This is a genomic window from Methanobrevibacter intestini (assembly GCF_047402955.1).
In the GTDB taxonomy this organism is placed as follows: domain Archaea; phylum Methanobacteriota; class Methanobacteria; order Methanobacteriales; family Methanobacteriaceae; genus Methanocatella; species Methanocatella intestini.
Map to the genome: position 1 here is coordinate 1,018,851 of NZ_CP187956.1, position 24,321 is coordinate 1,043,171.

Annotated in this window: 27 protein-coding genes and 1 riboswitch; of the genes, 15 read left to right on the forward strand and 12 right to left on the reverse strand. The window is 27.9% G+C overall.

Translation table 11 applies throughout. The annotated features are described in order from the left end of the window. Nucleotides 1-7: 7 nt before the first annotated feature. Nucleotides 8-1,528, forward strand: a complete 1,521-nt coding sequence (locus ACMC9J_RS04705; protein ID WP_427002960.1) for a glutamine amidotransferase-related protein — start codon at nt 8-10, stop codon at nt 1,526-1,528. Beyond that, nucleotides 1,529-1,954, forward strand: coding sequence for a hypothetical protein (locus tag ACMC9J_RS04710; RefSeq protein WP_427002961.1), 426 nt, complete (start codon nt 1,529-1,531; stop codon nt 1,952-1,954). Here ACMC9J_RS04710 and ribB read toward each other — a convergent pair whose 3' ends face one another. The 3 genes from ribB to ACMC9J_RS04725 form a co-directional block, all read right to left on the reverse strand. Beyond that, the gene (ribB, locus tag ACMC9J_RS04715; RefSeq protein WP_427002962.1) at nt 1,955-2,635 is read right to left on the reverse strand and encodes a 3,4-dihydroxy-2-butanone-4-phosphate synthase; all 681 of its coding nucleotides are present in this window, start codon (nt 2,633-2,635) and stop codon (nt 1,955-1,957) included. 53 nt (nt 2,636-2,688) lie between these two features. Beyond that, a riboswitch (FMN riboswitch) is annotated at nt 2,689-2,819 on the reverse strand. 40 nt (nt 2,820-2,859) lie between these two features. Further along, nucleotides 2,860-3,234, reverse strand: coding sequence for a DUF120 domain-containing protein (locus ACMC9J_RS04720; protein WP_004036128.1), 375 nt, complete (start codon nt 3,232-3,234; stop codon nt 2,860-2,862). A 223-nt stretch (nt 3,235-3,457) separates the two neighbouring features. Next, the gene (locus ACMC9J_RS04725) at nt 3,458-3,775 is read right to left on the reverse strand and encodes a hypothetical protein (RefSeq protein ID WP_238524051.1); all 318 of its coding nucleotides are present in this window, start codon (nt 3,773-3,775) and stop codon (nt 3,458-3,460) included. 718 nt (nt 3,776-4,493) lie between these two features. Here ACMC9J_RS04725 and ACMC9J_RS04730 point away from each other — a divergent pair. The 3 genes from ACMC9J_RS04730 to tfrA all read left to right on the forward strand — a co-directional run bounded on the left by ACMC9J_RS04730 (nt 4,494) and on the right by tfrA (nt 7,164). Then, nucleotides 4,494-4,781: a hypothetical protein gene (locus ACMC9J_RS04730; RefSeq protein ID WP_304160725.1), complete on the forward strand. Its 288-nt coding sequence runs from the start codon at nt 4,494-4,496 to the stop codon at nt 4,779-4,781. Between the two features lie 197 nt (nt 4,782-4,978). Then, nucleotides 4,979-5,293: a transposase gene (locus tag ACMC9J_RS04735; RefSeq protein WP_427003631.1), complete on the forward strand. Its 315-nt coding sequence runs from the start codon at nt 4,979-4,981 to the stop codon at nt 5,291-5,293. 221 nt (nt 5,294-5,514) lie between these two features. After that, entirely contained in the window at nt 5,515-7,164 is a 1,650-nt protein-coding gene (tfrA, locus tag ACMC9J_RS04740) for a fumarate reductase (CoM/CoB) subunit TfrA (RefSeq protein WP_427002963.1), read from the forward strand. A 2-nt stretch (nt 7,165-7,166) separates the two neighbouring features. Here the strand turns inward: tfrA and ACMC9J_RS04745 are convergent, their stop codons facing one another. Further along, on the reverse strand, nt 7,167-8,474 hold the full coding sequence (locus ACMC9J_RS04745; RefSeq protein ID WP_427002964.1) for an amidohydrolase family protein: 1,308 nt from the start codon (nt 8,472-8,474) through the stop codon (nt 7,167-7,169). 40 nt (nt 8,475-8,514) lie between these two features. Further along, nucleotides 8,515-8,724, reverse strand: coding sequence for a histone family protein (locus tag ACMC9J_RS04750; protein ID WP_019265148.1), 210 nt, complete (start codon nt 8,722-8,724; stop codon nt 8,515-8,517). A gap of 216 nt (nt 8,725-8,940) precedes the next feature. Between ACMC9J_RS04750 and hisG the strand changes: the two genes are divergently transcribed. Genes hisG through pyrB form a run of 3 tightly spaced genes read left to right on the forward strand, consistent with a single transcriptional unit; the run spans nt 8,941 to nt 11,246 of the window. After that, a complete protein-coding gene (gene hisG / locus ACMC9J_RS04755; RefSeq protein ID WP_049780215.1) occupies nt 8,941-9,801 on the forward strand; it encodes an ATP phosphoribosyltransferase in 861 nt (286 codons plus the stop codon). Next, nucleotides 9,798-10,289, forward strand: a complete 492-nt coding sequence (locus ACMC9J_RS04760) for a flavodoxin domain-containing protein (protein ID WP_019265150.1) — start codon at nt 9,798-9,800, stop codon at nt 10,287-10,289. Before hisG ends, ACMC9J_RS04760 begins: the two co-directional genes overlap by 4 nt. Nucleotides 10,290-10,295: 6 nt before the next feature. Beyond that, nucleotides 10,296-11,246: an aspartate carbamoyltransferase gene (pyrB, locus tag ACMC9J_RS04765; protein WP_019268040.1), complete on the forward strand. Its 951-nt coding sequence runs from the start codon at nt 10,296-10,298 to the stop codon at nt 11,244-11,246. Here pyrB and ACMC9J_RS04770 read toward each other — a convergent pair. Together ACMC9J_RS04770 and ACMC9J_RS04775 are read right to left on the reverse strand one after the other, a co-directional pair. Continuing rightward, complete coding sequence (locus ACMC9J_RS04770; protein WP_019265152.1) at nt 11,234-12,385, reverse strand: Cdc6/Cdc18 family protein; 1,152 nt, start codon at nt 12,383-12,385, stop codon at nt 11,234-11,236. The genes pyrB and ACMC9J_RS04770 overlap by 13 nt on opposite strands. A gap of 939 nt (nt 12,386-13,324) precedes the next feature. After that, on the reverse strand, nt 13,325-13,810 hold the full coding sequence (locus ACMC9J_RS04775; protein ID WP_019265153.1) for a DUF2299 domain-containing protein: 486 nt from the start codon (nt 13,808-13,810) through the stop codon (nt 13,325-13,327). Between the two features lie 62 nt (nt 13,811-13,872). Between ACMC9J_RS04775 and ACMC9J_RS04780 the strand changes: the two genes are divergently transcribed. Continuing rightward, a complete protein-coding gene (locus ACMC9J_RS04780; protein ID WP_427002965.1) occupies nt 13,873-14,907 on the forward strand; it encodes a cobalamin biosynthesis protein in 1,035 nt (344 codons plus the stop codon). Next, nucleotides 14,904-15,923, forward strand: coding sequence for a cobalt-precorrin 5A hydrolase (locus tag ACMC9J_RS04785; protein WP_427002966.1), 1,020 nt, complete (start codon nt 14,904-14,906; stop codon nt 15,921-15,923). The genes ACMC9J_RS04780 and ACMC9J_RS04785 overlap by 4 nt, the downstream gene beginning before the upstream one ends. 6 nt (nt 15,924-15,929) lie before the next feature. On the opposite strand, the gene ACMC9J_RS04790 is transcribed toward ACMC9J_RS04785, so the two are convergent. Continuing rightward, nucleotides 15,930-16,178 (reverse strand): UPF0147 family protein, encoded by a 249-nt coding sequence (locus ACMC9J_RS04790; protein ID WP_019265156.1) that lies wholly within the window; start codon nt 16,176-16,178, stop codon nt 15,930-15,932. Nucleotides 16,179-16,295: 117 nt separating this feature from the next. On the opposite strand from ACMC9J_RS04790, the gene ACMC9J_RS04795 reads away from it, so the two are divergent. Then, a complete protein-coding gene (locus ACMC9J_RS04795; protein ID WP_019265870.1) occupies nt 16,296-16,487 on the forward strand; it encodes a hypothetical protein in 192 nt (63 codons plus the stop codon). Here ACMC9J_RS04795 and ACMC9J_RS04800 read toward each other — a convergent pair. Together ACMC9J_RS04800 and ACMC9J_RS04805 are read right to left on the reverse strand one after the other, a co-directional pair. Next, on the reverse strand, nt 16,479-17,066 hold the full coding sequence (locus ACMC9J_RS04800) for a class II aldolase/adducin family protein (RefSeq protein WP_019266863.1): 588 nt from the start codon (nt 17,064-17,066) through the stop codon (nt 16,479-16,481). The genes ACMC9J_RS04795 and ACMC9J_RS04800 overlap by 9 nt on opposite strands. Before the next feature lie 51 nt (nt 17,067-17,117). Then, nucleotides 17,118-18,755, reverse strand: coding sequence for a DNA-directed DNA polymerase II small subunit (locus tag ACMC9J_RS04805; protein WP_019265159.1), 1,638 nt, complete (start codon nt 18,753-18,755; stop codon nt 17,118-17,120). A 182-nt stretch (nt 18,756-18,937) separates the two neighbouring features. Here ACMC9J_RS04805 and ACMC9J_RS04810 point away from each other — a divergent pair, with 182 nt between their 5' ends. Genes ACMC9J_RS04810 through ACMC9J_RS04825 form a run of 4 tightly spaced genes read left to right on the forward strand, consistent with a single transcriptional unit; the run spans nt 18,938 to nt 22,440 of the window. Then, nucleotides 18,938-19,432 (forward strand): hypothetical protein, encoded by a 495-nt coding sequence (locus ACMC9J_RS04810; protein WP_019265160.1) that lies wholly within the window; start codon nt 18,938-18,940, stop codon nt 19,430-19,432. A 9-nt stretch (nt 19,433-19,441) separates the two neighbouring features. Continuing rightward, nucleotides 19,442-20,518 (forward strand): precorrin-3B C(17)-methyltransferase, encoded by a 1,077-nt coding sequence (gene cobJ, locus ACMC9J_RS04815; protein WP_019265161.1) that lies wholly within the window; start codon nt 19,442-19,444, stop codon nt 20,516-20,518. 11 nt (nt 20,519-20,529) lie between these two features. Beyond that, complete coding sequence (locus tag ACMC9J_RS04820; RefSeq protein WP_019265162.1) at nt 20,530-21,132, forward strand: potassium channel family protein; 603 nt, start codon at nt 20,530-20,532, stop codon at nt 21,130-21,132. A gap of 54 nt (nt 21,133-21,186) precedes the next feature. Next, nucleotides 21,187-22,440: a magnesium transporter gene (locus tag ACMC9J_RS04825; RefSeq protein WP_019266866.1), complete on the forward strand. Its 1,254-nt coding sequence runs from the start codon at nt 21,187-21,189 to the stop codon at nt 22,438-22,440. Here the strand turns inward: ACMC9J_RS04825 and ACMC9J_RS04830 are convergent. Together ACMC9J_RS04830 and ACMC9J_RS04835 are read right to left on the reverse strand one after the other, a co-directional pair. Further along, entirely contained in the window at nt 22,437-23,303 is an 867-nt protein-coding gene (locus tag ACMC9J_RS04830; protein WP_427002967.1) for a hypothetical protein, read from the reverse strand. The genes ACMC9J_RS04825 and ACMC9J_RS04830 overlap by 4 nt on opposite strands. Further along, nucleotides 23,303-24,244, reverse strand: a complete 942-nt coding sequence (locus ACMC9J_RS04835; protein ID WP_427002968.1) for a hypothetical protein — start codon at nt 24,242-24,244, stop codon at nt 23,303-23,305. Before ACMC9J_RS04835 ends, ACMC9J_RS04830 begins: the two co-directional genes overlap by 1 nt. Nucleotides 24,245-24,321: the final 77 nt, after the last annotated feature.

Below are 24,321 nucleotides of genomic sequence, written 5' to 3' on the forward strand. Positions count from 1 at the left end.
TTTACTTATGAAAAAAATAGGACTCGTCTATGTAAAAGGAGCTGTTCCGGGATTTGAAGACTTTGGAAAATTACCTACAGATATTGTCAAATCAAACGGTTTGGTTAATGGTATTAAAGCTAGTGAAGAATTAGATGCATTAATTATACCTGGCGGAACTATCCTTGAATCAGAAGATATTAGCTGTGAATTAGCCAATGAAATAAAACAAATAGCTAAAGATGGAAAACCGATTGTTGGTGTTTGTGCAGGTTTTCAGTTATTAGCAAATCAGACAGATATCGGACGAAAATCAGAAGTTCCAATAATAAAAGAAGGTCTTGGCTTAATAGACATTGACTTTTCACCACTCATAAGCAGTGACCGTGTTAAAGCTAAAGTCTATGATAATTCTTTTATTACAAAAGGTCAAAATGAAGATGTTACAGGTTTCCACACACATACATACGGTAAAGCTGAAGGTGATGCCAAACCTTTATTTTACTCTCAGATTCAAAGAATGAACTATGGAGATGTAAATAAAAAATCCGAGTACAATATTTTCTCAGGAGCCTGTAACGATGAGGGAAATGTTATAGGAACTATGATTCATAATATTTTAGATGAAAACCCTATTATTAAAAATAATTTCCTGGATTACATTGATGCCTCCAGTGAAGATATCAAAAATATATCCAGTAAAAATAAGGAATTTAAAGCTAAAATAAACAAAGATTTAGGAGTGAATTCCGGATATAAAATAGAAACACTAGCTGAACCGTTTTTAAAATATAAAAATAATGGAAAAGGCCCTAAATTCTTAATGATTGGAAGTAATGGATCTGATTCCGGAAAAACATTTATTTTAACTGGACTGGCTGGAGCTCTAAGAAAAAGAGGATTGAAAGTGGCTCTTATGAAAGTAGGTCCTGATGCAAGAGATATTGTTCCTGGCCTGTATTTAACAAACGGGAAAATGGAAGATTACGGATCTATAAAAATCGGACACTTAGGCTGGATGGATATTAAACTAGCTATTGATAAATTAAACAAATCAGACTATGATATTGTATTAATTGAAGGAGTTATGAGTGTATTTACCGGACTGCTTAATGAAAAAGTTCCATACTCTGCAAGTGAAATAGCTATGTCATCTGATATTCCAATGCTGCTTATGTCTGGAGTTAATAAAGGAGGCATTGAATCTGCAGCCGTTGATTTAGTAGCACATGCAAATATGTTAAATAAACTTGGAGTTACAGTTGAAACAATACTTCTAAACAAAGTCTATAACCAAAATATATTTGAAAATGTAGTACCATATATCAAAAACAACACCCAAGTTAAAAATGTCTTAAATGTATCAAAATTAAAAATGAAAGGACGTGGATTTACTCCAGAAGTTGAAATTAGATACGATTTATTTTCAAAATATGCGCTGGAATGTGTTGAAGAAAATATTGATATAGAGACAATAGCTAGTATGGCTAAAAATGTAAGTTTTAACAGAATAGTTCCTTTTGAAGAAATAAAAAAGAAGGTGATATAAATGGCACTTAATTTAAGCCCGGAACAGGGAGTTAAACTAACAAAAAAAGATAGAGTTCATGTTGCAAAAAAAATTAAACAAGGATGGAAAACTAATTGTTTAATTCCAGATTATGATTTTGATGAAAACGGAGATATTCAGGTAATGTCTGATAAAAATCGCAGAGCCGTTAAAATCGTGAAAATAAAAGATGATGGAATATACATTGAAAAAGCTCTAAAATCTAAAAACCTTAGAATTCCTTGGGATAAAATAAGTTTAGTTAGCCCAACTAAAGAAATTAAAGATGGAATAAAAATAGATATGTATGATGGCAAATATGTCGTATTTAATGTTTATAATTCATATAAAATCCAACAAATTACCGAATACATCTTTAATTATATAAATGATAAAAAAATGAATAATCAAGCTATGTATAGCTAATTATTCTTCTAAATATTTTTCTATAATATCCTGACCTTTAAGTAAAACTAAGCCATTTTCATCAGCATATTTTTTAGCATCTTCTATTGAAGTTGCTCTACCAGTTTTACTATCCATCATTTCACAAACAACACAAACAGGGGTCACGCCAGCCATTTCACACATAGCTAAGCCAATTTCAGTATGTCCTCTTCTGTTTTTAACTAAACCTTCAGCTCCTCTTAAAAGACAAACATGCCCTGGAGATCTGAATGTTTTTCCAAAATCACCATATCTTTCTTCTTTTAACATGATAGCCATTTCACGAATAGTCATTGCCCTATCATGGTCTGTGACTCCAGTAAATGAATTTCTATGATTTACCCATATTGAAAATGAAGATCTCTCATCATATGGAATATCATTTGGAGCAAGTTCGGCTAAATTAGGGTATTTTGAAGTAGCTGCTTGCATAATATCTGTCATAAATGGTAAATTAATAGCATCACAGTATTCTGGTGCTAAACAATTACAGATTAAACCACCTGCATAATCTCTCATAGTAGCTATTGATTTTGGCCTAACAAATTCAGAAGCGATAATCATATCTACTTCTCCTTCTCTGTCATCATCATCATAAACTAAAATAAATTCACCATTTCTTAATGCCTCAAAACCCATTTCTAAATCAGTTTTACTCATAGTAACATCTCCTTAAATAGTGTAGAAACAGGGCTAAAAATAAAAAATAACTTTCTTATTCTCTTCCATCCGGACTATAACCGTCGGTTTTGGACTCTAACCAAATCAACACAAGATGTGCTCGTGGACTTATCTATTTAGAAACACCACCGGTGGAGAATTTCACTCCGCCCTGAGAATTGTACAATCAAATAATATATTAATTATAATATAAAAATATTTCTTTAAAATTCAATACTTACTCTATCCCCATCTTTAAGATTTAACTTATCTCTAAGCTTATCTTTAGCTATAAACTCCAAATAGTTTTCATCATGTGTAGTTTTAGCTGGAAATACAATAGCTCCTGTAATATCCTCATCTAATTTTGCTCTTATATATTTAACAGCTCCAAAACCTTCATCAGGCTTTATAATGTTCTTACATTCATCTTTTACTTTATTAATTTGAGGAAGATACTCTTCTGGAACTATAACATTTAAAGTTCCAGGATATGGACGAAATCCACAATTTTTCTCAAAATTATTAACATAAAAATCCTGTGATAAAAAATAAGCACCTTTTCCCAAACCAGTTGTAACTGTTCCTTCAATTTTCATTAAAAAACCTCCTATTATATTCAATGAAATACTATTTTATTTAAAAATATTACCCATACAATTAATTTAATTAAAAATAGCTATTTTAGAATAAATTTTAAACTACACTAACTATATCATTAAATACTAATTTTATAATTATTTATTAATATATTTGATGAATGTATATTTTTCACAGAATAGATTCTTTTTGAAAGTTAATTTAGAAGATAAATATTATATATTAATCAAGCATTTCCCATTCATTATATCCTAAATGTTTATATCTTGTATGACCATCAGGACCTACTTTAACATCACCTGTGTAAATCATTTCATTACTTTGTCTGCTGTAAAATGCCCCTGGATCACTTTCTTGTGATGAACTAGAATCACTTTGTGTTTCTTTGTTTATTGAATCAACTGATACTTCAGTTGATTGTGTTGTATTGTTAATTGGTTCTGTTGTTTGATTGTTTAAGTTTAGAGTTATTGCGATTCCTATTATTAATATACAAACAAATACAACAAGTTCTATAATTATTATTTTTTTCTTGTCCATAATTTTTATTATGTGTTTAAAATACATTATATATTTTTAGATTTTCATCAGTGCTGTTCAAAATGACAGTGTTTTTTCAACATAACTAAAATCAACAATTATCTTATTTTCAATATTCCACTTATGATAAAATGTAAAATAAGGGAGTGTCCGATAATTAATGAGTAATACTTTTATTCACTTGAAATCATAAGTTTTTATTTTTCAAAAGATTTCAACAAAATTTTTAAGTATTACTTATTTTAACCATTCATTGAATAATATTTAAACTATACTGCTTATTTGGTTGTTTAATCAAAGTTTCATCAAATATTATCAATTTATTTTTATTTTTAAGGTTAAAAATACAATACAGTATATGGCGAAAGTAATAATTCTTAATATTGCTTTAATTGAGCTATAAACATTTAATATTGCTTTATTTTTTGATAAAAAAGAGTTTTATTTATATGTGAAGGAATTTATATTTATTATACATACAACAACTTAAATTAACAAAAATAAATTCACTTCACAAACTAATTTTTTGTGAGTCATATAATTTATTTTTTTCGATTTTGAAAAAAAATATACGAGTTGGAGGAATTTATTTGCTAGAATCCGTTTTTAAACAGAAAAAACGGGTTGAAAAAAGTCTTATTAAAAATTAAACAAATGGAAGAAAATATTAAAGGAAATCAGCCTATTAGTATTGTTGACCCCGAAGCACATAGTATGCTTGATAAAAACAATAAATGGGGGATTTAATTATAATTTCCAATCAGGCGTTGATGACAAATATGGTATGATGGCTATTCACTACATTACGCAATCTCCAAGCGACAAAAAAGAGTTATTAGTGACTGTAAAAGAATTAAATGAAATATTACATAAAGAAAACTACACAATTGTAGTAGATTATGGATACTGGCATATAAAAAGTCTTAATGAAATTTATAATTCACCAACAACAATTGTAATACCTGATAAAGCATCAACGTCCCGTACAAAAGAAAAAAAACAATGAAAAGAAAGAAAATAATAAAAATCATAAAACAGACAAAAAAGAAAAATTTAGAAAACATAAATTCATTAAATACTGGAAAAACGACACATATATGTCCTAATGGCTCAATTTTAACAAGACAAAACAATAATATGCAAAATTGAGTCGAATATAAAGTTTATACAACAAATAACTGTTTAACATGTTCCAATCATGAGATTTGCGCATCAGAACCCAAAAGAAAAATCAAAGACCGATGTGACCACAAAATTGATGAAATCAAAAAAACATATTACTCAGAATGGGGTCAAAAAACTTATTCTGGAAGAGGTCCAAATGCTGAAGGAAACTTTGGAACATTACGAGAGTCCAGAAACTTCAGAGGAATTAAAACAAGAGGAATAAAAAGAGTAAATAACGAATTAACACGATATGCAATCACACACAATATTAAAAAAATACACAAACATATGGACGTTAAAGTGCTAAAATCCATTTTAAATTTAATAAAAAATAGAAAAAACAAAAAATAGAAAAATTGATATAAATATACTTGATAATTTAATAAGTAAATTCATAATTAAAGAAGAAAAAGTGGTGGATTTAGAAATAAATAAAAATTAAGGGAGATTTTAAAATCCAATAATTATCGGACACTCCCAAATAAATGATTTTTTTAAATTGCTTAAAAACAAATTTATTTTAACAATCAAATATAAATTTAAAAATAATATAAATTTTACAGGTAATGACTATGGAAACTAAAACAATTTCAACCGATGTTTTAATTATTGGTTCAGGAGGAGCTGGTTCAAGAGCAGCTATTGAAGTAGATAAAGCTGGTCTTAAAGGACTTATTGTTTCAAAAGGACTGACTTTTAGATCTGGATGTACTGGAATGGCTGAAGGAGGATATAATGCTGTTTTTAAAGCTGTCGATGCTGATGATTCAATAGAAGCACATATTGAAGATACCTTAAAGGGAGGCAGCTATCTCAATGATAAAAAACTTGTAGATGTACTTGTTCACGAATCCCCTGACAGACTAATTGATTTAGAAAATTATGGGGCAATCTTTGACCGCCAGGAATCTGGTAAAATAAATCAAAGACCATTTGGTGGACAGCAATACAGAAGAACCTGTTTTCAGGGAGACAGGACAGGTCATGAGCTAATGACTGCTCTTAAAGAAGAAATAATTAAAAGAGATATTCAAACTATTGAAGAGGTAATGGTTACATCTCTTGTTTTGGATGAAAGTTTAAGACAGGTTATAGGAGCTGTTGGACTAGATTTGGCAAACTCCCAAATAATCTATTTTAAAGCAAAAGCAGTTATACTGGCTAGTGGAGGAGCAGGCAATTTATATCCTATTACATCCAACACCATTCAGAAAAATGGTGACGGATTCATGCTTGCATGGAATGCAGGAGCTAATCTGATAGATATGGAACAGATTCAATTCCACCCAACAGGAATGGTAACTCCAGATTCCAAAAAAGGAGTTCTTGTAACTGAAGCTGTAAGAGCTGAAGGTGGAAAATTACTAAATAAAGATGGCGAACGCTTTATGAAAAAATATGCTCCTGAAAAAATGGAATTAGCTACCCGTGATGTTGTTGCAAGATCCATTTATCAGGAAATCATTGAAGGAAGAGGAAGCGAACATGGAGGAGTTTATTTAGACATTACACATCTTCCAGATGATTTAATTGATGAAAAATTAGAAACCATGGTTTTACAATTTAAAAATGTAGGTATTGATATTAAAAATGAAAAAATAGAAGTAGCTCCAACTGCACATCACTTTATGGGTGGTGTTAAAATCAAACCTGATTGCTCTACAAATGTAGCTAATTTATTTGCTGCAGGGGAAGTCTCTGGAGGAGTCCACGGAGCTAATCGTTTAGGTGGAAATGCACTGGCTGATACCCAAGTATTTGGAAAAAGAGCTGGTGAAAGTGCTGCGAAAGCTGCAAGTGAAACTGACTTTAAAGAAAATCCTGAAATGGTTCATGAAGAAAAAACAAGAATTGAAAGCCTAATTAAAGACGGTTCCATTAATCCTACAGAATTCAAAAACAATCTTAAACAGTTAATGTGGGAAAAAGTAGGAATTGTCAGAGACGAAAAAAATTTAAACGAAGCTTTAAGACAATTGCAAGAAATGAAAAAAGACTTAAATGATTTAAAAGTTGAAAATAAAGCTCAATATAATACAGAACTTGTAACTGCTCTTGAAGTAATAAACATGGTTGAAATAGCTATTTTAGTTGTAAAATCAGCAATATTACGTAGAGAAAGTAGAGGAGCTCATTTCAGATCTGATTTCCCTGAAAGCCATAATATCTGGAAAAGAAGCATTGTTTTAAACAAAAATAAAATAAAATTTGAAGCTAGATAAACTTATTTTCTAGCTTCTTTAAGCTCCTCAATAGCTTTTCTGGCTTTTTTATAAATTTCTTCTTCATCTAATGTAGTTAATTTTTTATTTTCCATTAAAATTTTACCATTACAGATAGTGGTATCTACATTATAACCATTTGCGGAGTAAATGATATTGGAACTTGTAGCTGAACTATCCGGCACCATATTAGCATTATTGGTATCAATTAAAATTAAATCTGCCTTTTTACCAACTTCAATTGATCCTATTTCCTGTTCAAGTCCTAAAACTTCTGCACCTCTGATAGTTCCCATAGCTAATGCTTCATTAGAAGTTAAAGCTTTAGGATTTAATAAATTAACTTTTTGAAGTAAGGAAGCTGTTCTTAACTCCTCAATCAAATCCAAATTATTATTTGATGATGCTCCATCTGTTCCAATTCCAACACAAATATCATTAGTGATTAAATCCTGAATTGGAGCTATACCTGAAGCTAATTTCATATTACTGCATGGATTATGTGAAATTTTAACATTGTTCCTTTTAATAATTTCAATTTCATTATGAGATAACCATACACTATGTGCAGCTACAACATCAGGACCTAAAAATCCTATTGAATCCAAGTATTCAAAGGGTCTTAAATCATGGGCTTCAAGTGAATCATTTATCTCTTTTTGAGTTTCACTAACATGAATATGAATTCCAGTATTATACTCATTAGCTAACCATCTTACATCTTCCAATAAATCCTTTGAAGCTGTATACGGAGAATGAGGTCCAAAAAATACTTTAATTCTTCCATCAGCCATTCCGTTGCATTTTTCAAATAATGCTATGTTTTCTTTAATTTCATGTTCTCTTTTTTCATCATCACCAAAATCAATCATACCATAAGATAAAACTGCTCTAATTCCTGATTCTTCAACAGCTTTTGCAACATCTTCCATGTAAAAGTACATGTCACTAAAAGTAGTTGTTCCGGACTTAATTAATTCAATAGCTCCTAAAAGAGCACCAATATAACAGTATTCAGATGTAAGATTTGCTTCCATTGGCCAGATATTATCATTTAACCATGAATCCAAACTTAAATCATCAGCTAATCCTCTAAACAAAGTCATTGATAAATGTGTATGAGTATTTACAAATCCTGGAAGTAATATTTTACCCTTACCATCAATAACCTTATCTACGTTACTTTCATCAATATCAGTATCAATTTCTGCGATTTTATCATTTTTTATTAAAAGAGAACCTTTTATTTCTTTAAAATCTGAAGGGTTTAAAATTAATGTGTCTTTAATTAAAATAGTATTATCAGTCATAATAACACCTAAAAAAAATAAAAAAAGTCAATTAAAATAACTATTCTAAATTTTTAATAGCTAATTTAATATCTTCTGGTTTGATAGTTTTACGTTTAGCGATTTTAGCAACATTATTTGCTTCAATTGCAACATTACGAGCTACTTCTTCAAGATATGCAGCTAATTCAGCTTTTGCATCTTCACTAACTCTTTCAGCACCAGTATCTTTAATAATCCTTGCGATAGGAGCTTTTGGTATTTCAGACATATATTTCACCTCAAACAGTTAATTTGTAACTTATGATAATTTTAAATTAATCTTAAGCTTAATATCATTATAATTTCTATTATATTTAAAGATTTTGTATTATTTGATAGTAAAAACTGAAAATATTAAAAAATATTAAGAATTTTAACACTTTAAAAAAGTATTAATAAAAAAAATAATATATCATATCACATAAATAAAATGAGAAGATTTAAAATGAAATTAAAAATTGCTGTACCTTCTAAAGGAAGAATTAGTGATCCTTCAATAGCTATCTTAGAGAAAGCTGGATTAGGATTAAAAGATAATGCTAATAGAAAATTAATTTCTGCTACTTTTAATAAAGATATTGATGTTATGTTTGCTCGTGCATCAGATATTCCGAAATTTGTTGAAGATGAAATTGTTGATATGGGAATAACTGGTGTAGACTTGATTAATGAAAGTGAAGCTAATGTTAAGGAATTAGTTGATTTATCTTTCGGACAAACAAAATTAGTTTTAGCATCACCGGAAGATTCCAATATAAATTCTATTGATGATTTAACATCAGATATGGTAGTAGCTACTGAATTTCCAACATTAACAAAAAAATACTTGGAAAAACATGATTTAACATCAAAAATAATAACATTAAGCGGTTCTACAGAAATCGCACCATTAATTGGAATAGCTGATTTAATTACTGATTTAACCAGTACTGGAACTACATTAAAAATGAATCATTTGAAAATTGTTGATGTAATTTTAGAAAGTACTATTAAACTTATTACTAATGACAATAGCTTTGAAAATAAAAAAGAGTTAGTTGAAGCCGTAAGTACAAGTATAAAGGGCGTAATTGAAGCTGAAAGGAAAAAACTTGTAATGATGAATGTTAAAAAAGAAAATTTAGATAATGTTAAAAAAGTTATGCCGGCAATGACAGGTCCGACAATTTCTGAAGTATTATCTAAAGAAGAAACTGTAGCTGTACAGGCAGTTATAGATGAAGATGTAGTATTCGAACTTGTTAACGATTTAAGAAATGCAGGTGCAAAAGATATTCTTGTCGTGCCAATTGAAAGGATTATATGAAAATAGCAATAATTTACTCAACATCCAGTGGAATAACAAAAAAGGCTGCAAAAATTTTATCAAATAAAATAAAAGCTAAAATTCAGCTAATTCCAATTGAAAAAGCTAAAACAGCCTGTTTGTTAAAATATGATTTTATCATATTAGCTGGATCATTATACCATGGAAAAGTCCAAGGAATCTTAAAAAGATACATATCCAGAAATATGGGAACATTGATGGAAAAACCGGTTGCTCTTTTTATGAACTGTGATGAAAAATCAAATACTAAAAGTCATCTGAACAAAACATTTTCAGAACAACTTGTTAAATCATCATTTATTTCTTCAAATTTTGGTTATGAAATAAATCCAGATGAAGGAAACTTTATAGATAAAATAAAAGCTAAAAAAACACTTTCCAGTGAAAATATTCCTGTATTGGATATGGATGAAATTGATAAATTTGCCAGTTATATTAATAATTTAATTGATAAAAGAATTGAATGAAATGGGTTGATTAAAATTTTTAAACTAAAAAGTATTATTTCAATAAAAGATTTTGAAAGAAAAGATATTGATTATATTCTGGATGAAGCATCAAAATTAGAAGATATAGCTAAATCAAAAGAATGTTGTGACGAATTAAAAGGTAAAATCCTTGGATTAATGTTTTTTGAACCATCTACAAGAACAAGATTATCATTTGAAACATCTATGAAACGTTTAGGCGGAAATTGCATAGGTATTGAAAGTACAAGATCATGTTCTGTTTCCAAAGGGGAAAGCATAGCTGATACTGCAAAAATGTTTGAAGGCTACAGCGATGCTTTAGTTATTAGACATGAATTGGAAGGTGTATCTAAATTTATATCAGATATTGTAGATGTTCCTGTGATAAATGCTGGAGATGGTGCTGGTCAACATCCTACTCAAACATTACTTGATTTATACACTATTAAAAAAGAAATAGGGCAGATTGATAATTTAAAAATAGCTTTGGTTGGAGATTTAAAATTTGGCCGTACAGTACATTCATTATCTAATGCATTAGGATTATATGACAATGTAGAACTTTATTTTGTTGCTCCTAAAGAATTAAAAATGCCTCAGGAAGTTTTACACGATTTAAACAAAAAGAATATCCCATATACTGAAGTTGATAGTATAGAAGAAATTATTGATAAAGTAGATGTTTTATATGTAACCAGAATTCAAAAAGAACGCTTTGGAGATTTGGATGAATATTTAAAAATAAAAGGAGCTTATATTGTTAATAAAAAAATGTTGGAAGGTAAGGATGTTATTGTTATGCACCCGTTACCAAGAATTGATGAAATAGCTACTGATTTAGATAATACTAAACATAATAAATATTTCAATCAGGCATTTAATGCTGTTCCAGTTAGAATGGCTATTTTAAAAACTTTAATAAAAAACAATCCCAAATGGAATCATATGGAATAAAGTGTTTTTTCAAGTAGATTAGTATCGCATTGAAGTGTTATAATATTAGTTCTTCCTTTTCCACGTCCACGTGATATAGTATTGGTTGAAATAATACCTAACATTTCAAGTTCATTTATAAAATCAAAAATTCTTCTGTATGTTACAGAATCTCCTTTTGATACTTCTTTATAAGTATCATATAATTTACCTGAAGTTATTTCCTCATTATTTTGAGTAAGTCTTAAAATAGCATCTAAAACTCTTTGTTGCTGAGTTGGTAAGGTTAAAATAATATCAGTGATTTTATTATGTTCAATTCTGTCTTTCGCTCTTCTTACATAATCACCAATGATTTTATCAGATTCTTCTTCATCAGCTATTTCTCCAGCAGTTCTAAGTAAATCCAGTGCATATCTTGCATCTCCTTCTTCTTTAGCTGCCATAGCTGAACATAACGGTATAACATCACTTTCAATTGTATCTTCTTTAAATGATAAATGAGCCCTTTCACTTAAAATATCAGCTAACTGATCAGCACCATAAGGTGGGAAAACAATTTCTTTATCCCTCAAACTGCTCATTACTCTAGGTGTTATAAATTGCTTAAATTCAACATAATTACTAATGGATAATATAGATACATTGTCAGTTCTTGTTAAAGTGTATAAAATTCCATCTCCGTCTTTACTAAGCAATATGTCAATTTCATCTAAAATAACAATTAAAATCAGTTTTTTTCCATATGCATTTCTTCTGAAAATGTCTCTGAAAGTATTAATAACTTCCCCTTTTGTCCAGCCTCTGTGAGGAACATTTCTTCCAAGTTTTTGACATAACTGTGCAATAACCTGATATTCTGTTGTGTAATCAGTACAACGAATATATTCAACTTTTATGAAAACATTCTTATTAGATGCTGCTTCATTTAGTTGTTCACGAGCAAATTTTGCTGCTGCTGTTTTTCCAGTTCCTGTTTTTCCGTAAATTGTAATATCAGATGGAGTAACATTATTTAATGCTTCAATCCAATATTTAGCTATTTGTGTTATCTGTTCTTTTCTGTGAGGTAAATTTTCAGGTAAAAACCTATGATCTAAAGGTTGTTTATCTTTAAAAACTGATTTTCCTACCTCCAAGTCATCAAATATATTTGCCATATGTTCACCATTCTTAAAAAGTAATAAAAGTAAAATAATCTTAAAAAATATGAAAAAATTATAAGTATTATTTCCAGTGTTAATATATGAAAACAGTGTTAAATAAAGGTTTGTATTACAAAATTGTATTGAGATAATAAATTTTCATTAAAAAATAAAAATTAAAGAAATTAAATAAATTAAAATTAACTGAAAAATGTTTAAAATAATTAAATTTATAAAAAATAGTCAATTAATAGCTTAAATAAAAATTAAAGTAAATAAAAATAGTTAAAATTAAAACATGAAAATTAACTATTTCAATTATAAAGACATATATTTCAAGTGAAAAAATAGTGATGAAAACAAAATTAACATAATTGTAAAATAATTTTATAATTTTTCAATTACAAAATAAAAGGCATATATTACTTATTTTTAAAAAATAAATGTTTTATATCAATTTTTTATAAAATAAATTAATTTAAAAATTTATTAAAAAATTATCATTTAAAAAAATAAGACTAAAACAATTTTTATTTCAAATTTAAAGAAGAAGTATTTCAATTGTAATATTTTCAGTATAATATAATATTTATCTGAGCATTTGAAAAATAAAACATATATTTCAAGTGAAAAAAAATTCAATAAGAGTTTTATCAAAAAAAATATAATGATTTAACATGAATAGTGAGAGATAAATTTCAACTGTAATGCAATTTTTAGTGCGAAGCAAAAATCAAGACATATGTTTCAAGTGAAAAAAAATTTTTAAGTTGGTTAAAATGATTATTTTTATAAAAAAAGAATGAAAAAGGCTTTATTTTCAATTTTAACTACAAAAAATTAAGATAAATTTCAAGTGTTTTTACAGATGAAATGCATGTCTTCATTCCTACAGAACCTTCGCAGAGCTTTCACTTGAAATTTATGTCTGTCTGTCTAAAATTTATGAAAAAATTATACAAACATACTATTTTCATTATGTGGTTTGGAAATATTAGTGTTTGAATTACCAAAAGCGTAATTTAATAACATTATACAATGTAATTTAGCTTTAAAAACACGTTTAATAGTTTTAAATAAAGCGTCTTTACTTAATCCATCTTCAAAGATATTATCAGTAACTACAAATTGCTGTAAAATATCCTGATCCACTTTCAATTCATAATCAACTAAAAATAAGTTTAAATTAGTACTTACATCAAATAAAAATTTATTTTTATCCTGAGGAGATGCATTTTGCATTAAATTAATATGTTCTGGTGCTACTTGTGTTGCACATCCAATAACAATAACATCTTTTTCTTTTGGTTTTACAACATCCATTATATTATCTTTAGGAAATTCAATGACAAAATGAAAATCTGCATTTTCATCTGCAGCTTTTTCTCTAAAGACACCTTCATCAGCTAACCAGTTTTTAACATCTTGTTCAATACTCATTTTTTCACCATGTTTAAAATTATAATAAAATATTTATTTATTTTAATATTATATATTAAATAATGTATTATACTTTTGATTTAATAAATAATTTCAATATATTTAATAATATTAATTTTTCATATAATATTTTAATATTTATATTATTTTCATTATTTTTAGCTATTTCTTTTGATATTACATATGGTGAACTTCCAACTAAAATTCATCCTGTTGTAATGATCGGATCTGTAATATCATTTTTCAAAATCAGATTTATTAAAATAAAAAATAGATGGTCAGGTTTGTTTTTAACAGCTGCTACCTGTATTGCTTCAAGTGTATCAGTGATTATATTAGTTTATTTATCTTCATTTAATGCATTTATATTTTTTATATTATTTACATTAATTTTATCATCTACTTTTTCTATTAAAATGCTGCTGGATACTGCTATTAATGTTGAAACAGATTTAAAAGAAGATATTGATAAAGCAAGACAGGCAGTTTCATATTTAGTCAGCAGGAACACTGATGAACTGACTGAAGAACACATTGTTTCAGCTACTATTGAAAGCTTAACAGAAAATATTACTGATTCATACATTTCACCTGTATTTTATTTCATGATTTTCAGTCTTGCTGGAATTTTTATACATTCCTATTTGCTTTTATTTATTTTAATTTTAATTCCATTTAATTACAGAATATTCAATACACTTGATGCAATGGTTGGTTATAAAACTGATGAACTGATTAATATTGGTTTTGTTCCAGCTAAAATAGATGATATTTTAAATTATATTCCATCAAGAATAGCTGGTTTATTTGTTGTTTTATCTGCATTTTGCCTGAGATTTGATTATAAAAACAGTTATAAAATATTGAAAAGAGATGCCAGAAACTGTCCAAGTCCAAACTCTGGTTTTACAATGGCTTCAGCTGCAGGAGCTTTAGATATACAATTAATTAAATTAGATACTTATATATTGGGAGACAATAATAAAAATATTGAAATAAATGATATAAGCAGTGCTGTTAAACTGTCAAAATTAACAATATTATTATTTACCCTTGCAATAATTTTATTTATAATTATATTATATGTGATATTATGAAAATAGCTATTATTTCTGTTTCAAAAAAAGGTTATGATTTATCTTTATTATTAAAAAAACATTTAGATAAAGATTCAACTATTATTAACACAGATATTTATTATAAAGATGTTAAAAATACTTTTAAAATATTATTCTATGAATATGATGCAATTATAGCTATTATGGCATCTGGAATTTTAATTAGAAGTATTGCACCATTAATCAAATCAAAAGTTTCAGATCCTGCTATTTTGAATATTGATGAAAATGCTAATTTTGTAATCAGCACATTATCAGGTCACTTAGGCGGAGCCAATAAACTGACATCAAAAGTAGCTGATATGTTAAATGCAACAGAAGTTATTACAACTGCAACTGATGTCAATAAAAAATTAGGTGTTGATGTAATAGCTAAAGATTTGTATTTGACAGTTAAAAATCCAAAAGAAATTGTATATTTCAATAAAGCTATTTTAAACAATGAAGAAATAATGTTCAGAGTCAACAGTAAAGAAAACTATGATTTTTTATTTGATTATTTAAATGATAATACACTTGAAATTGATGTTTCAATTGAATTTACTAGTTCCATAAATACAGATGAAATACATGTCTTATATAAAAATCATAAACTAATAATGAAAATTGAGGATATTGTTGTTGGTATTGGATGCAAACGAGGTAAATCCAAAGAAGATATTTTAATAGGTCTTAATAAGGCACTTGATGACTTGAATATTTCTAAAAACAGATTATCTAAATTGGCTTCAGGTGAAATTAAGAAAAATGAAAAAGGTATCTTGGATTTAAGTAAAATGTTAAATATTCCTGTTAATTTTGTTGAAATGGATAAATTGACTTTATTTAAATCAGATGATATACATGAATCAGAATTTGTAAAATCCAAATTTGGTGTCGGCAGTGTGTCTGAAGCTTCTGCTTTAATTACAGCAGGCTTTGATTCAAAATTAATTTATAAAAAAACAGCTTTTAATGGAGTTACAATAGCTTTAGCTATTTCTAAAAAAGATTAAAAAAAATTAGATAGATTCTAATTTGGAAAGAACTTCCCATATTAAAGTTCTTGCATGAACTGGTATGTTAGGATCATTACTAATTTCATCTAATTTAGTTAAAACAGTACTTATTTTTACAGATTGGTCCTGGGATTCATCTTTTAATAAAGTGTTGGATTCCTGTGCTGCTTCTCTTATGTTACGTGGAACTGAATTGTTCTCCATAATATATTCTAATATTTCTGATACTTCATCGATTGTTTGATTAGACATAAAATTTCCCCTCCAAAATAATATATATTTAAAAAATCAGTATGTTAAAGTTATATTATTATATTAATCTTTAAATATTTTTTGGTAAATTTCATTTTAGAAAAAAGTATATAAAATATGATAAACAATTATATAATTATGTCAGATATAAGTAAAACAACTATAAATATGCCAGTAGATTTGAAAAAAGAATTAAAAAAAATAGCTATTGATAAAGATACTTCTTTATCTGGTTTAATTTTAGATATTATAACTGATTATGTTGATTCTGGAAAAGAAAGTGAATCTTCACAAGAAGATTCATATTAAATCTTCAGTTGAATTTAACATATAAGTTATAAACTGTGTTTTAGCTGTTTCTTCAACGAAAGTTGCAAGTAAAGTAGCTTCTTTTAAACTGTCACCAACACATAAAACACCATGCTGTTTTAATATTAAAACATCTTCGTCACCGATAGCGTTTGAAGCATTTTTAGCTAGTTTCATACTTCCAGGAGTTTCATATTCAATGTCTTCTAAAAATGGTGTATTAATAGCTCCGAAACCTTCGTGTCTTTTAATTCTTTTTGAAGAAAATGCAAATCCTGTTGCATATGGTGAATGAGTATGGACAATTCCATTTACGTCGCTTCTTTTTTTATAAATTTCTAAATGAAGATCAACTTCAGAAGAAGGTTTGCCTTTTGTTAATAAATTACCTTCTAAATCCACTAATACAATATCTTCTTCATTTAAACCATATAATGATTTTAAAGTAGGTGTAATAGCAATCACATCACCATCTTCACCTTTAAATCTAGCACTAACATTTCCAGCTTTTCCGGCAACAAGTTTATTGTTATAAAGATAATCTGAAACATTAATAATTTCTTCAATATTTTTTTCCATTTTTTCACCTAAACTTAATATTATTTAAGTTGTTATTATTTATAAAAATTTTTAAATGAACTTTAAACATTTATATTGCCCTTTGTAAAGTACGGGAACTTCAGCAGGGGTTGGTTCAATATTATAAATTTTCTGGAATTCTGTTTGAGTCTGGAATGTTCCGGAGTTAATTAAATGAATGCCATTGAATTTTTTATGAGTATTAATATGAACATGTCCTGTATGGAAGACATCAGGAACTTCATCAATTACTAAGTAGTCTTCAAGTTCTGAAGCAAGAGGAGTTCTTTCTCCATAAATTGGAGCTAAATGTCTTTTTTTAAGTAATTCTTCCATTAATAAATCATTTTTCTCATGAGTAAACTCTTTAACTGCCATTACTAAATCATCAAAACTACGTCCGTGATAAATTAAGACATTAATACCGTCTAAAGATACAACACCAGGATTACTTATGAATTCTACATTATCAAGTTCATATAAAGCTTTTGCATACTCTTCAGGTACTGCAGGCTGAGGTTCTGCTACTCTTGATGCATCGTGGTTTCCCGGAGCAATAATTATTTTAATGTCACTTCTAATGTTTCCTAAGAATCTGGCAGCTTCATTGTATTGCTGAGTAATATCTTTAATAGCTAGTTCTTTTTCCTGATTTGGATATACACCAATACCATCTACAATATCTCCACCAATAACAAGATATTTAACACTTTCAGCTATTTTTACCTGTTCTTCATTTCCGAATTCACAGTTTATCCAATCTATAAATCTGGTAAATGCATCTTCTAAAAAGGTTAAACTTCCAATGTGAACATCAGATAAAAATACAATACTGAAATCCATTTCTTTTTTAGGTATTCTCATAACTCCCGGATTTATGATTTCATTTCCAATAGCTAAATCACCATTTTTATCAGCGAGAACACCAATAACTTCATCTTTAACTAGTTTTTCAGCTTCTTTAAAGACTTCCTCATTTTTATTTGAGAATAATATAGGAATAGTTCCAGTATCATCTTCAAATTCAATAAGTTTATGGCCATTTTTAGTGGATCTGATTTCCCTAACCATTAAAATAAGACTTAAATTGCTTTGACCTTCTTCAATATCTGCTACTTTTGTGTAATTTTTAAGTTCTGGTCTTTTAACTAAAATATTAGCTAGTTTTTCATATCTGCTTTGGAAATAAGCAATTAAGTTTTCAAGTTCTCCGCTGGTGTATGATTTTTTACTTGTATCCTGTATGATTTTAAAGTCATATTCAACATTGGTTTTGGTTAAATTCCTTTTAAATTTGATTTTTTTGTTTTCAACTGTTTCTAAAGCTTCTGCATTTTCTTTATTAACATATTTTTCTTTAACATCAGATTCTTTTTTAAAATCACTAATACTGGCTGTTTTTTTAGGTTTTTCTTTAGGTTTAGGTTCTGGAGTAGGTTTTTTAGTTTCCTTTTGTGTTAATTGAGGTCTTGTAGTTGATTTTTCAATTGTGCTATTTTCCATTATTTCATCAACAGTTTGACCGCTAACTGAAACTAAATCTTTAGATTTAAAATCACCTCCTTTTAATTTAACAATTAATGAAGATGTAAAATCTAGAGGATTTTCTGCTTCAATAACTTTTTTATAAGCCTCTGGTGATAGATTAATTCCCTTTTTTGCAAATTTTAATAAAATTTTATTAGTCATATTAATTAAAATTTTTATTTTCTATATTAATAAACTTTGAGAATTTGAACTTTGAATTTTCACGTTTATTAAAAATTTTTTTCTATTAATTAAATTTAGTAGTTACTTTTATTATACATTAGAAATATAGTTAAATCATTAATATTTCTGTTTTATACAGGGATAAAAAGTAATGTGATAAAATGGCAAAAGCACTTAGAATAATACTAGTCGTTGTACTATTTGTAGTATTTTTTGAAATAGGGCTCTTTAGTTCATATACTATAGTTGCTGCAGAAGCTCCTGACATTCAAGGATTAATAGATATGCAGATTTCAGAAATCACAGGTATTTTTAATTCTGAGAATGTTAATAATGTTTTAGTTAAAGATCCAAGTGTTGTAAACATCACTAATAAAAAGGATGTGGCTCAATCACTGGAGGATTTATCAAAGGTAGATGGAGTTAATGTAGATTCAATGAATGTCACAACTTATGATGACAAAGATAATGAAGAGTTAAATGTAACTATTGAAGCTTTAGGTTATGCATCACCATCTTCCAATTCTTCACAAATTGTAATTAGTCAGGACCCGTCATATAAGATTGTAGCTGAGGGTAATGCAACATTTAAGAGTGGAAATTTAGTTGTTGATGTTGATTCTATCACTATACAGTCTATTTTAAAATTATACTGAGCTGGTTATATGATTAATGTAATTGGAATTGGCCAAAATAGAGAGAACATGACTTTAGGAGCCATTAGAGCTATTGAAGAATCTGATGTTATTGTGGGATACAAAAAGTATGTAGCTCAAATTTCTGATTTAGTTTCTGATAAAGAAATTATAAAAAAAGGAATGGGTGATGAAATAGATAGGGCTCAACTAGCTATTGATAAAAGTTTAGCTGGTCAAACAGTTTCATTAATAAGTTCCGGAGATCCTGGTGTTTTTGGAATGGCAAATGTTTTGTACCAAATAATTAGCAAGTATGATGAGGATATTGAAGTTAAAATTTATCCTGGTGTATCTGCAGCTAATTATGCAGCAGATAAACTTGGAGCTCCTTTAAATGATTATGCAAATATTAGTTTAAGTAATATTTTAACTCCTTTATCTGAAATAGAAAAAAAATTAGAATTTGCCCTAAAAGCTAATTTAGTTATAGCAATTTACAATCCTATTAGTAAAACACGTAAAGAACCTTTTAGAAGGTTTGTAAAGACGGTTTTAAAAATTAAGGGTGAAAATGCATTAATCGGAATTGTAGATAGTACTTATGAACCTGCAAAAGAGACTATTGTCAAAATTAAGGATTTGACTGAAGATATGGTCAACATGTCTTGTACTTTAATTGTTGGAAATGATTTAACTTACATACAAGAAGATAAGTTAATTACTCCAAGAGGATATGTGATTAAGTCTAAAATACATCCTCTTTCTCATGATCATTATGAGAAGTTTTTAAATGGAGAAATTTCTCACGGACCAAATAGGGAATGTGAGTTTTATCCGTGTCATTATGACGGCCAGTACTGTGATTTTTGTTACTGTCCGTTTTACCCATGTGGAGACAGTTCAACTGGTGGACAATGGATAAAAGGCAAAAATGTTTGGAATTGTAAAGAATGCATGTGGGTTCATGAAAAGGAAGCTGTAGATTGCTTAAGAAAACCTTTAGAAGAACTTTTAGAGGAAACAGATGATTTAAAAACTAAGAAAAAAATGTTATTAAAACTTAGAAGAGCTTGTTTATTAAAAAATAATCCATATGATCTTTAGAGGTAATAAGAATGTCAATTAAAAATATTTTAATTGAAATGAAAAATATGTCGGAATTGATGGTTGATTTAGCTTATTCTGCTGTTTTATTTAATAGTAAAGATGCAGCTGAAGAAGTTTTGAAACTTGAAAATAAAGTAAATTCAATGAATTATGAAATTAAGAAAGAATCGTTAGTTGCAGCACGTTCTTATGAGGATGCTGAGAAATTAACTGCATTACTTGAAGTGGCTGAGGCTGCTGAAAGTATAGCTAATGCTGCTAAAGATTTAGCTGATTTGGTAATTACAGGATTCAAACCACATCCTGTATTTAAAATGGTCATGTCTGAATCTGATAAGATGATTGTTAGAGTTTCTGTAGAATTGGATTCAGATTTAGCTAATAAAACTTTAGGGGAATTGCTTTTAGTAAATCGTACCGGAATGAGAGTTATAGCTATTAGACGTGGAGATTCCTGGATATATGGTCCGGATAAAAATACATTGATACTTCCAGATGATACTTTACTTTTAAAAGGTACTGAAGCCGGTGCAGATCTTTTAGAAAAACTTGCATCTGGGGCATGTTCTCTAGAAGATATTTCTGATGAATTAGAAGAAGACGAAGATTAATTATTTTTATTTGAATAAACAAGTGGTTAAAAATGAGGAGGGGTAGTGATATTTATGAAACAGAAGATGATTCGACATCCTTATTCTACCTTTTCATCATTTTTAAAAGAACATGATAATATTTTAAAAGAAAGTCTTATAGCTTTATTAATTTGTGCCTGTGGTGATTTAATTGCAGGTGTAATTCTTGGAAAAATGAATATTTTTCTTGAAACTTTTCCGGGATTATTAGTTCTTATTCCTGGAGCTATAGGAATGAGAGGAAATATTTTTGGTTCTTTTGCCTCTAGATTATCTACTGCATTACATATTGGTATAATAGATCCTAAATTTAACCATTCTGAAGAGTTAATTAATAATATTTTCTCTTCATTTGTGTTAACTTTATTTTTATCTTTATTTTTAGCTATTATTGCTAAAGTTATCTGTGTAATATTTGGATTTCCATCAATGGATATTGTAGATTTTATTCTAATTAGTCTAATAGCTGGAATAATTTCCATAGCTATAATGCTTCCAGTTACTATGTTCATTTCATTTAGAAGTTTTGAACGTGGCTGGGATCCAGATAATGTTACAACTCCATTAGTTGCTGCTGTTGGTGATTTATTTACATTACCTGCTATTGTAGTAGCTATTTTTATAATTTCTGCTCTAAAATCAGTTGTATATTTAGAGTTAATAGTCTTTATGATAATAATTCCACTTGTATTATTTAGTTTTGTGTACTGTTATAATTATTCAGAGGAAAATAGAATAATTATAAGGCAATCTACACCAGTTTTACTAATCTGTTCTGTTTTAGGAGTATCTGCAGGAGGAATTCTTAACAGTTCACTTGAAACTTTACTTACAAATCCAAGCTTACTTACATTAGTGCCTTTATTTTCAGGAGAAAGTGGTGGTTTAGTAAGTATTTTATCAGCAAGACTATCTTCCGGTATACATTCTGGTCTTATAGAACCTCTTAAAAGACCTGAAGGTGAATCCATACATAATTTTGCAATTATAATATTATTGATGCTTGTAATGTATCCATTTATAGGAATTCTTGCAGAATCTTCATCAGTTTTATTAAAAGTAGTTGGTATAGGCTTTGATAAAATAATATTAATCAGTTCAATTGCAGGTTTTATTTTAATTCCAATTATGTTAATTTTAGTTTATTATATTTCTATTCTTTCATATAATAGAGGATATGACCCAGATAATATTTTAATTCCAATTTCAACAAGTGTTACAGATTCAATATCTAGCTTAATACTTATTTCAGTGTCATTAGTTATTACTGGAGCCATTTTTATCTAATACCATCCCTTTAAGATAAATTCACAATTATTTGTTCTAAAATAATCATAATTCAGTTTTGATTTATCAAAATCTTTTGGAACACAAACTAAAAGAGCTTTAACATCTTTTTTATTAAAATGGATAAACATTATTGAACTAAAATCTGTTATTGGAAATTCTAAGTTTATTCTATTGTTTAAATATATTTTATTACTTGTAACACTTTCTAAAGCAGGTAATTTTATTTTTGTATTGTCCATACTCCATCTTAAGTTATCTGTTGAATCTTTGTCAATTAACAGATAATAATCATTGCTTCTTAAGTAACTTCTATATATCTTGAAATAATTGCAGCTATAGTCATCTTTGTGATTATGATTACATTTTCCTTTTGTTTGAAAGTCTTTTACAACATATTTTTTATAAAAATCACATTTAATCATTCTATTTACACTGTAAACATTTTTCCCATCATCCTGCGAACCAATTTTTACACTTGAAATGCTGCTCTCTTTAGGTATGATTTCCATTGAAGTTTTAATTTTTGAATCAAAAATATTCTTATCAACCAATTTCTTATAATTTTTACCTAAAATTAAAAATTTATCATAAGAAATACTGTTTGGAATAATAGCTTCATTTTCATTTGAAATAGCTAATCCTGGCGTACCTATTAAATATTTTTCCCAGTTTGGAGTTCCAAGATTATTAATTAAATTATCAGCACTTTGAGAAAGCAGTAATTCAATATTTTCATTTTCTGCTGATGTAGCTAGTTTATCTAATGTAATTTCATTGAATTTAGCTGTTATGCCTATTATTAATAAAATAACAACTAATACAACGAATATTTCAGTTGAAATACTTCCCTTTTCATTCATTATACCAATACTCCATACTTGGTTCTATGAGCAACATCTAAAAATAGCTCAGTTGGATTTTCAGGATTTATTTTATGTCCTGGATATCTGTCATGAAATACAACATGATCTGAACCTGAAACAGAATATTCAACACCTACACAGTGTGGAACAATAAAAACTTCAAATCCGTAGTGCGGGCAGATTCCTTTTCCTTCAATTCTACATAAATAACAGCTGCCGTCAGCACTTTCGTGGAAATAACCATTTTTTAAGCAGTTTTGCAGAGTATTTCCGTCACCGTGATGAATATATGGATCATATGGACATTTCTTTATTGTTAAGGGACTGGTTGCACCTAAATAGCCTTCAGGTTTGTCAATGCCATGTGCAGTTAGATAGGCGGTTAAAGTAGCTCCATAATGAATTTTTTTATCATCATGCCAAATTCCACTATAGGGAGTTAAAATAGCATAGGGCAGGGGGTCTTTTAAGCCTTCAACAGATGTTATACTTTTTAAATTACCTGAAAATTTGTCTTTATTTTTTGAAAGAGTTAAATGTGTTGTAACTTCTAAATTAATAGGATCATCTGTGTTTTTGATAGATATGACATCAGAAGATATTGAAACACCATATTTTTTTTCATATTCCTTGTTTTTATCATCTAATTTTTTATTTAAAACTTTTTTAATTTCTCTTTCAGAATTGAAAATATGTTTTCCGTGATAAACTTCTTCTGTAACTTCAGCTATTGAATCACGAGATAAAACCTCTAAATTTCTATTATAATCATTAACAATATATTTGAGATTATCATTAGCTATTGAATCAGTATTTTCATTTTCTAAAGTATATATACTTGTTAAAACAAAAATTAGAATTAATATTAGAGAAGCTATTAAAATCACAGTTGTTCCAGTTATTATATTTCCTTTAGAGTCTATTTTTAAATATTTCATCACTTGAAATTTAACTTCCAATTTATAAATTACTTTTTCAAGTGCACCAATGTGAAAAAGTGAAAATGTGTTTTTTA

Coding starts and splice junctions, on each gene's coding strand:
- ACMC9J_RS04705 (WP_427002960.1), top strand. CDS start 8: ATGAAAAAAATAGGACTCGTCTATGTAAAAGGAGCTGTTCCGGGATTT.
- ACMC9J_RS04710 (WP_427002961.1), top strand. CDS start 1,529: ATGGCACTTAATTTAAGCCCGGAACAGGGAGTTAAACTAACAAAAAAA.
- ribB (WP_427002962.1), bottom strand. CDS start 2,635: ATGAGTAAAACTGATTTAGAAATGGGTTTTGAGGCATTAAGAAATGGT.
- ACMC9J_RS04720 (WP_004036128.1), bottom strand. CDS start 3,234: ATGAAAATTGAAGGAACAGTTACAACTGGTTTGGGAAAAGGTGCTTAT.
- ACMC9J_RS04725 (WP_238524051.1), bottom strand. CDS start 3,775: ATGGACAAGAAAAAAATAATAATTATAGAACTTGTTGTATTTGTTTGT.
- tfrA (WP_427002963.1), top strand. CDS start 5,515: ATGGAAACTAAAACAATTTCAACCGATGTTTTAATTATTGGTTCAGGA.
- ACMC9J_RS04745 (WP_427002964.1), bottom strand. CDS start 8,474: ATGACTGATAATACTATTTTAATTAAAGACACATTAATTTTAAACCCT.
- ACMC9J_RS04750 (WP_019265148.1), bottom strand. CDS start 8,724: ATGTCTGAAATACCAAAAGCTCCTATCGCAAGGATTATTAAAGATACT.
- hisG (WP_049780215.1), top strand. CDS start 8,941: ATGAAATTAAAAATTGCTGTACCTTCTAAAGGAAGAATTAGTGATCCT.
- ACMC9J_RS04760 (WP_019265150.1), top strand. CDS start 9,798: ATGAAAATAGCAATAATTTACTCAACATCCAGTGGAATAACAAAAAAG.
- ACMC9J_RS04770 (WP_019265152.1), bottom strand. CDS start 12,385: ATGGCAAATATATTTGATGACTTGGAGGTAGGAAAATCAGTTTTTAAA.
- ACMC9J_RS04775 (WP_019265153.1), bottom strand. CDS start 13,810: ATGAGTATTGAACAAGATGTTAAAAACTGGTTAGCTGATGAAGGTGTC.
- ACMC9J_RS04780 (WP_427002965.1), top strand. CDS start 13,873: ATGTATTATACTTTTGATTTAATAAATAATTTCAATATATTTAATAAT.
- ACMC9J_RS04785 (WP_427002966.1), top strand. CDS start 14,904: ATGAAAATAGCTATTATTTCTGTTTCAAAAAAAGGTTATGATTTATCT.
- ACMC9J_RS04790 (WP_019265156.1), bottom strand. CDS start 16,178: ATGTCTAATCAAACAATCGATGAAGTATCAGAAATATTAGAATATATT.
- ACMC9J_RS04795 (WP_019265870.1), top strand. CDS start 16,296: ATGATAAACAATTATATAATTATGTCAGATATAAGTAAAACAACTATA.
- ACMC9J_RS04800 (WP_019266863.1), bottom strand. CDS start 17,066: ATGGAAAAAAATATTGAAGAAATTATTAATGTTTCAGATTATCTTTAT.
- ACMC9J_RS04805 (WP_019265159.1), bottom strand. CDS start 18,755: ATGACTAATAAAATTTTATTAAAATTTGCAAAAAAGGGAATTAATCTA.
- ACMC9J_RS04810 (WP_019265160.1), top strand. CDS start 18,938: ATGGCAAAAGCACTTAGAATAATACTAGTCGTTGTACTATTTGTAGTA.
- cobJ (WP_019265161.1), top strand. CDS start 19,442: ATGATTAATGTAATTGGAATTGGCCAAAATAGAGAGAACATGACTTTA.
- ACMC9J_RS04820 (WP_019265162.1), top strand. CDS start 20,530: ATGTCAATTAAAAATATTTTAATTGAAATGAAAAATATGTCGGAATTG.
- ACMC9J_RS04825 (WP_019266866.1), top strand. CDS start 21,187: ATGAAACAGAAGATGATTCGACATCCTTATTCTACCTTTTCATCATTT.
- ACMC9J_RS04830 (WP_427002967.1), bottom strand. CDS start 23,303: ATGAATGAAAAGGGAAGTATTTCAACTGAAATATTCGTTGTATTAGTT.
- ACMC9J_RS04835 (WP_427002968.1), bottom strand. CDS start 24,244: ATGAAATATTTAAAAATAGACTCTAAAGGAAATATAATAACTGGAACA.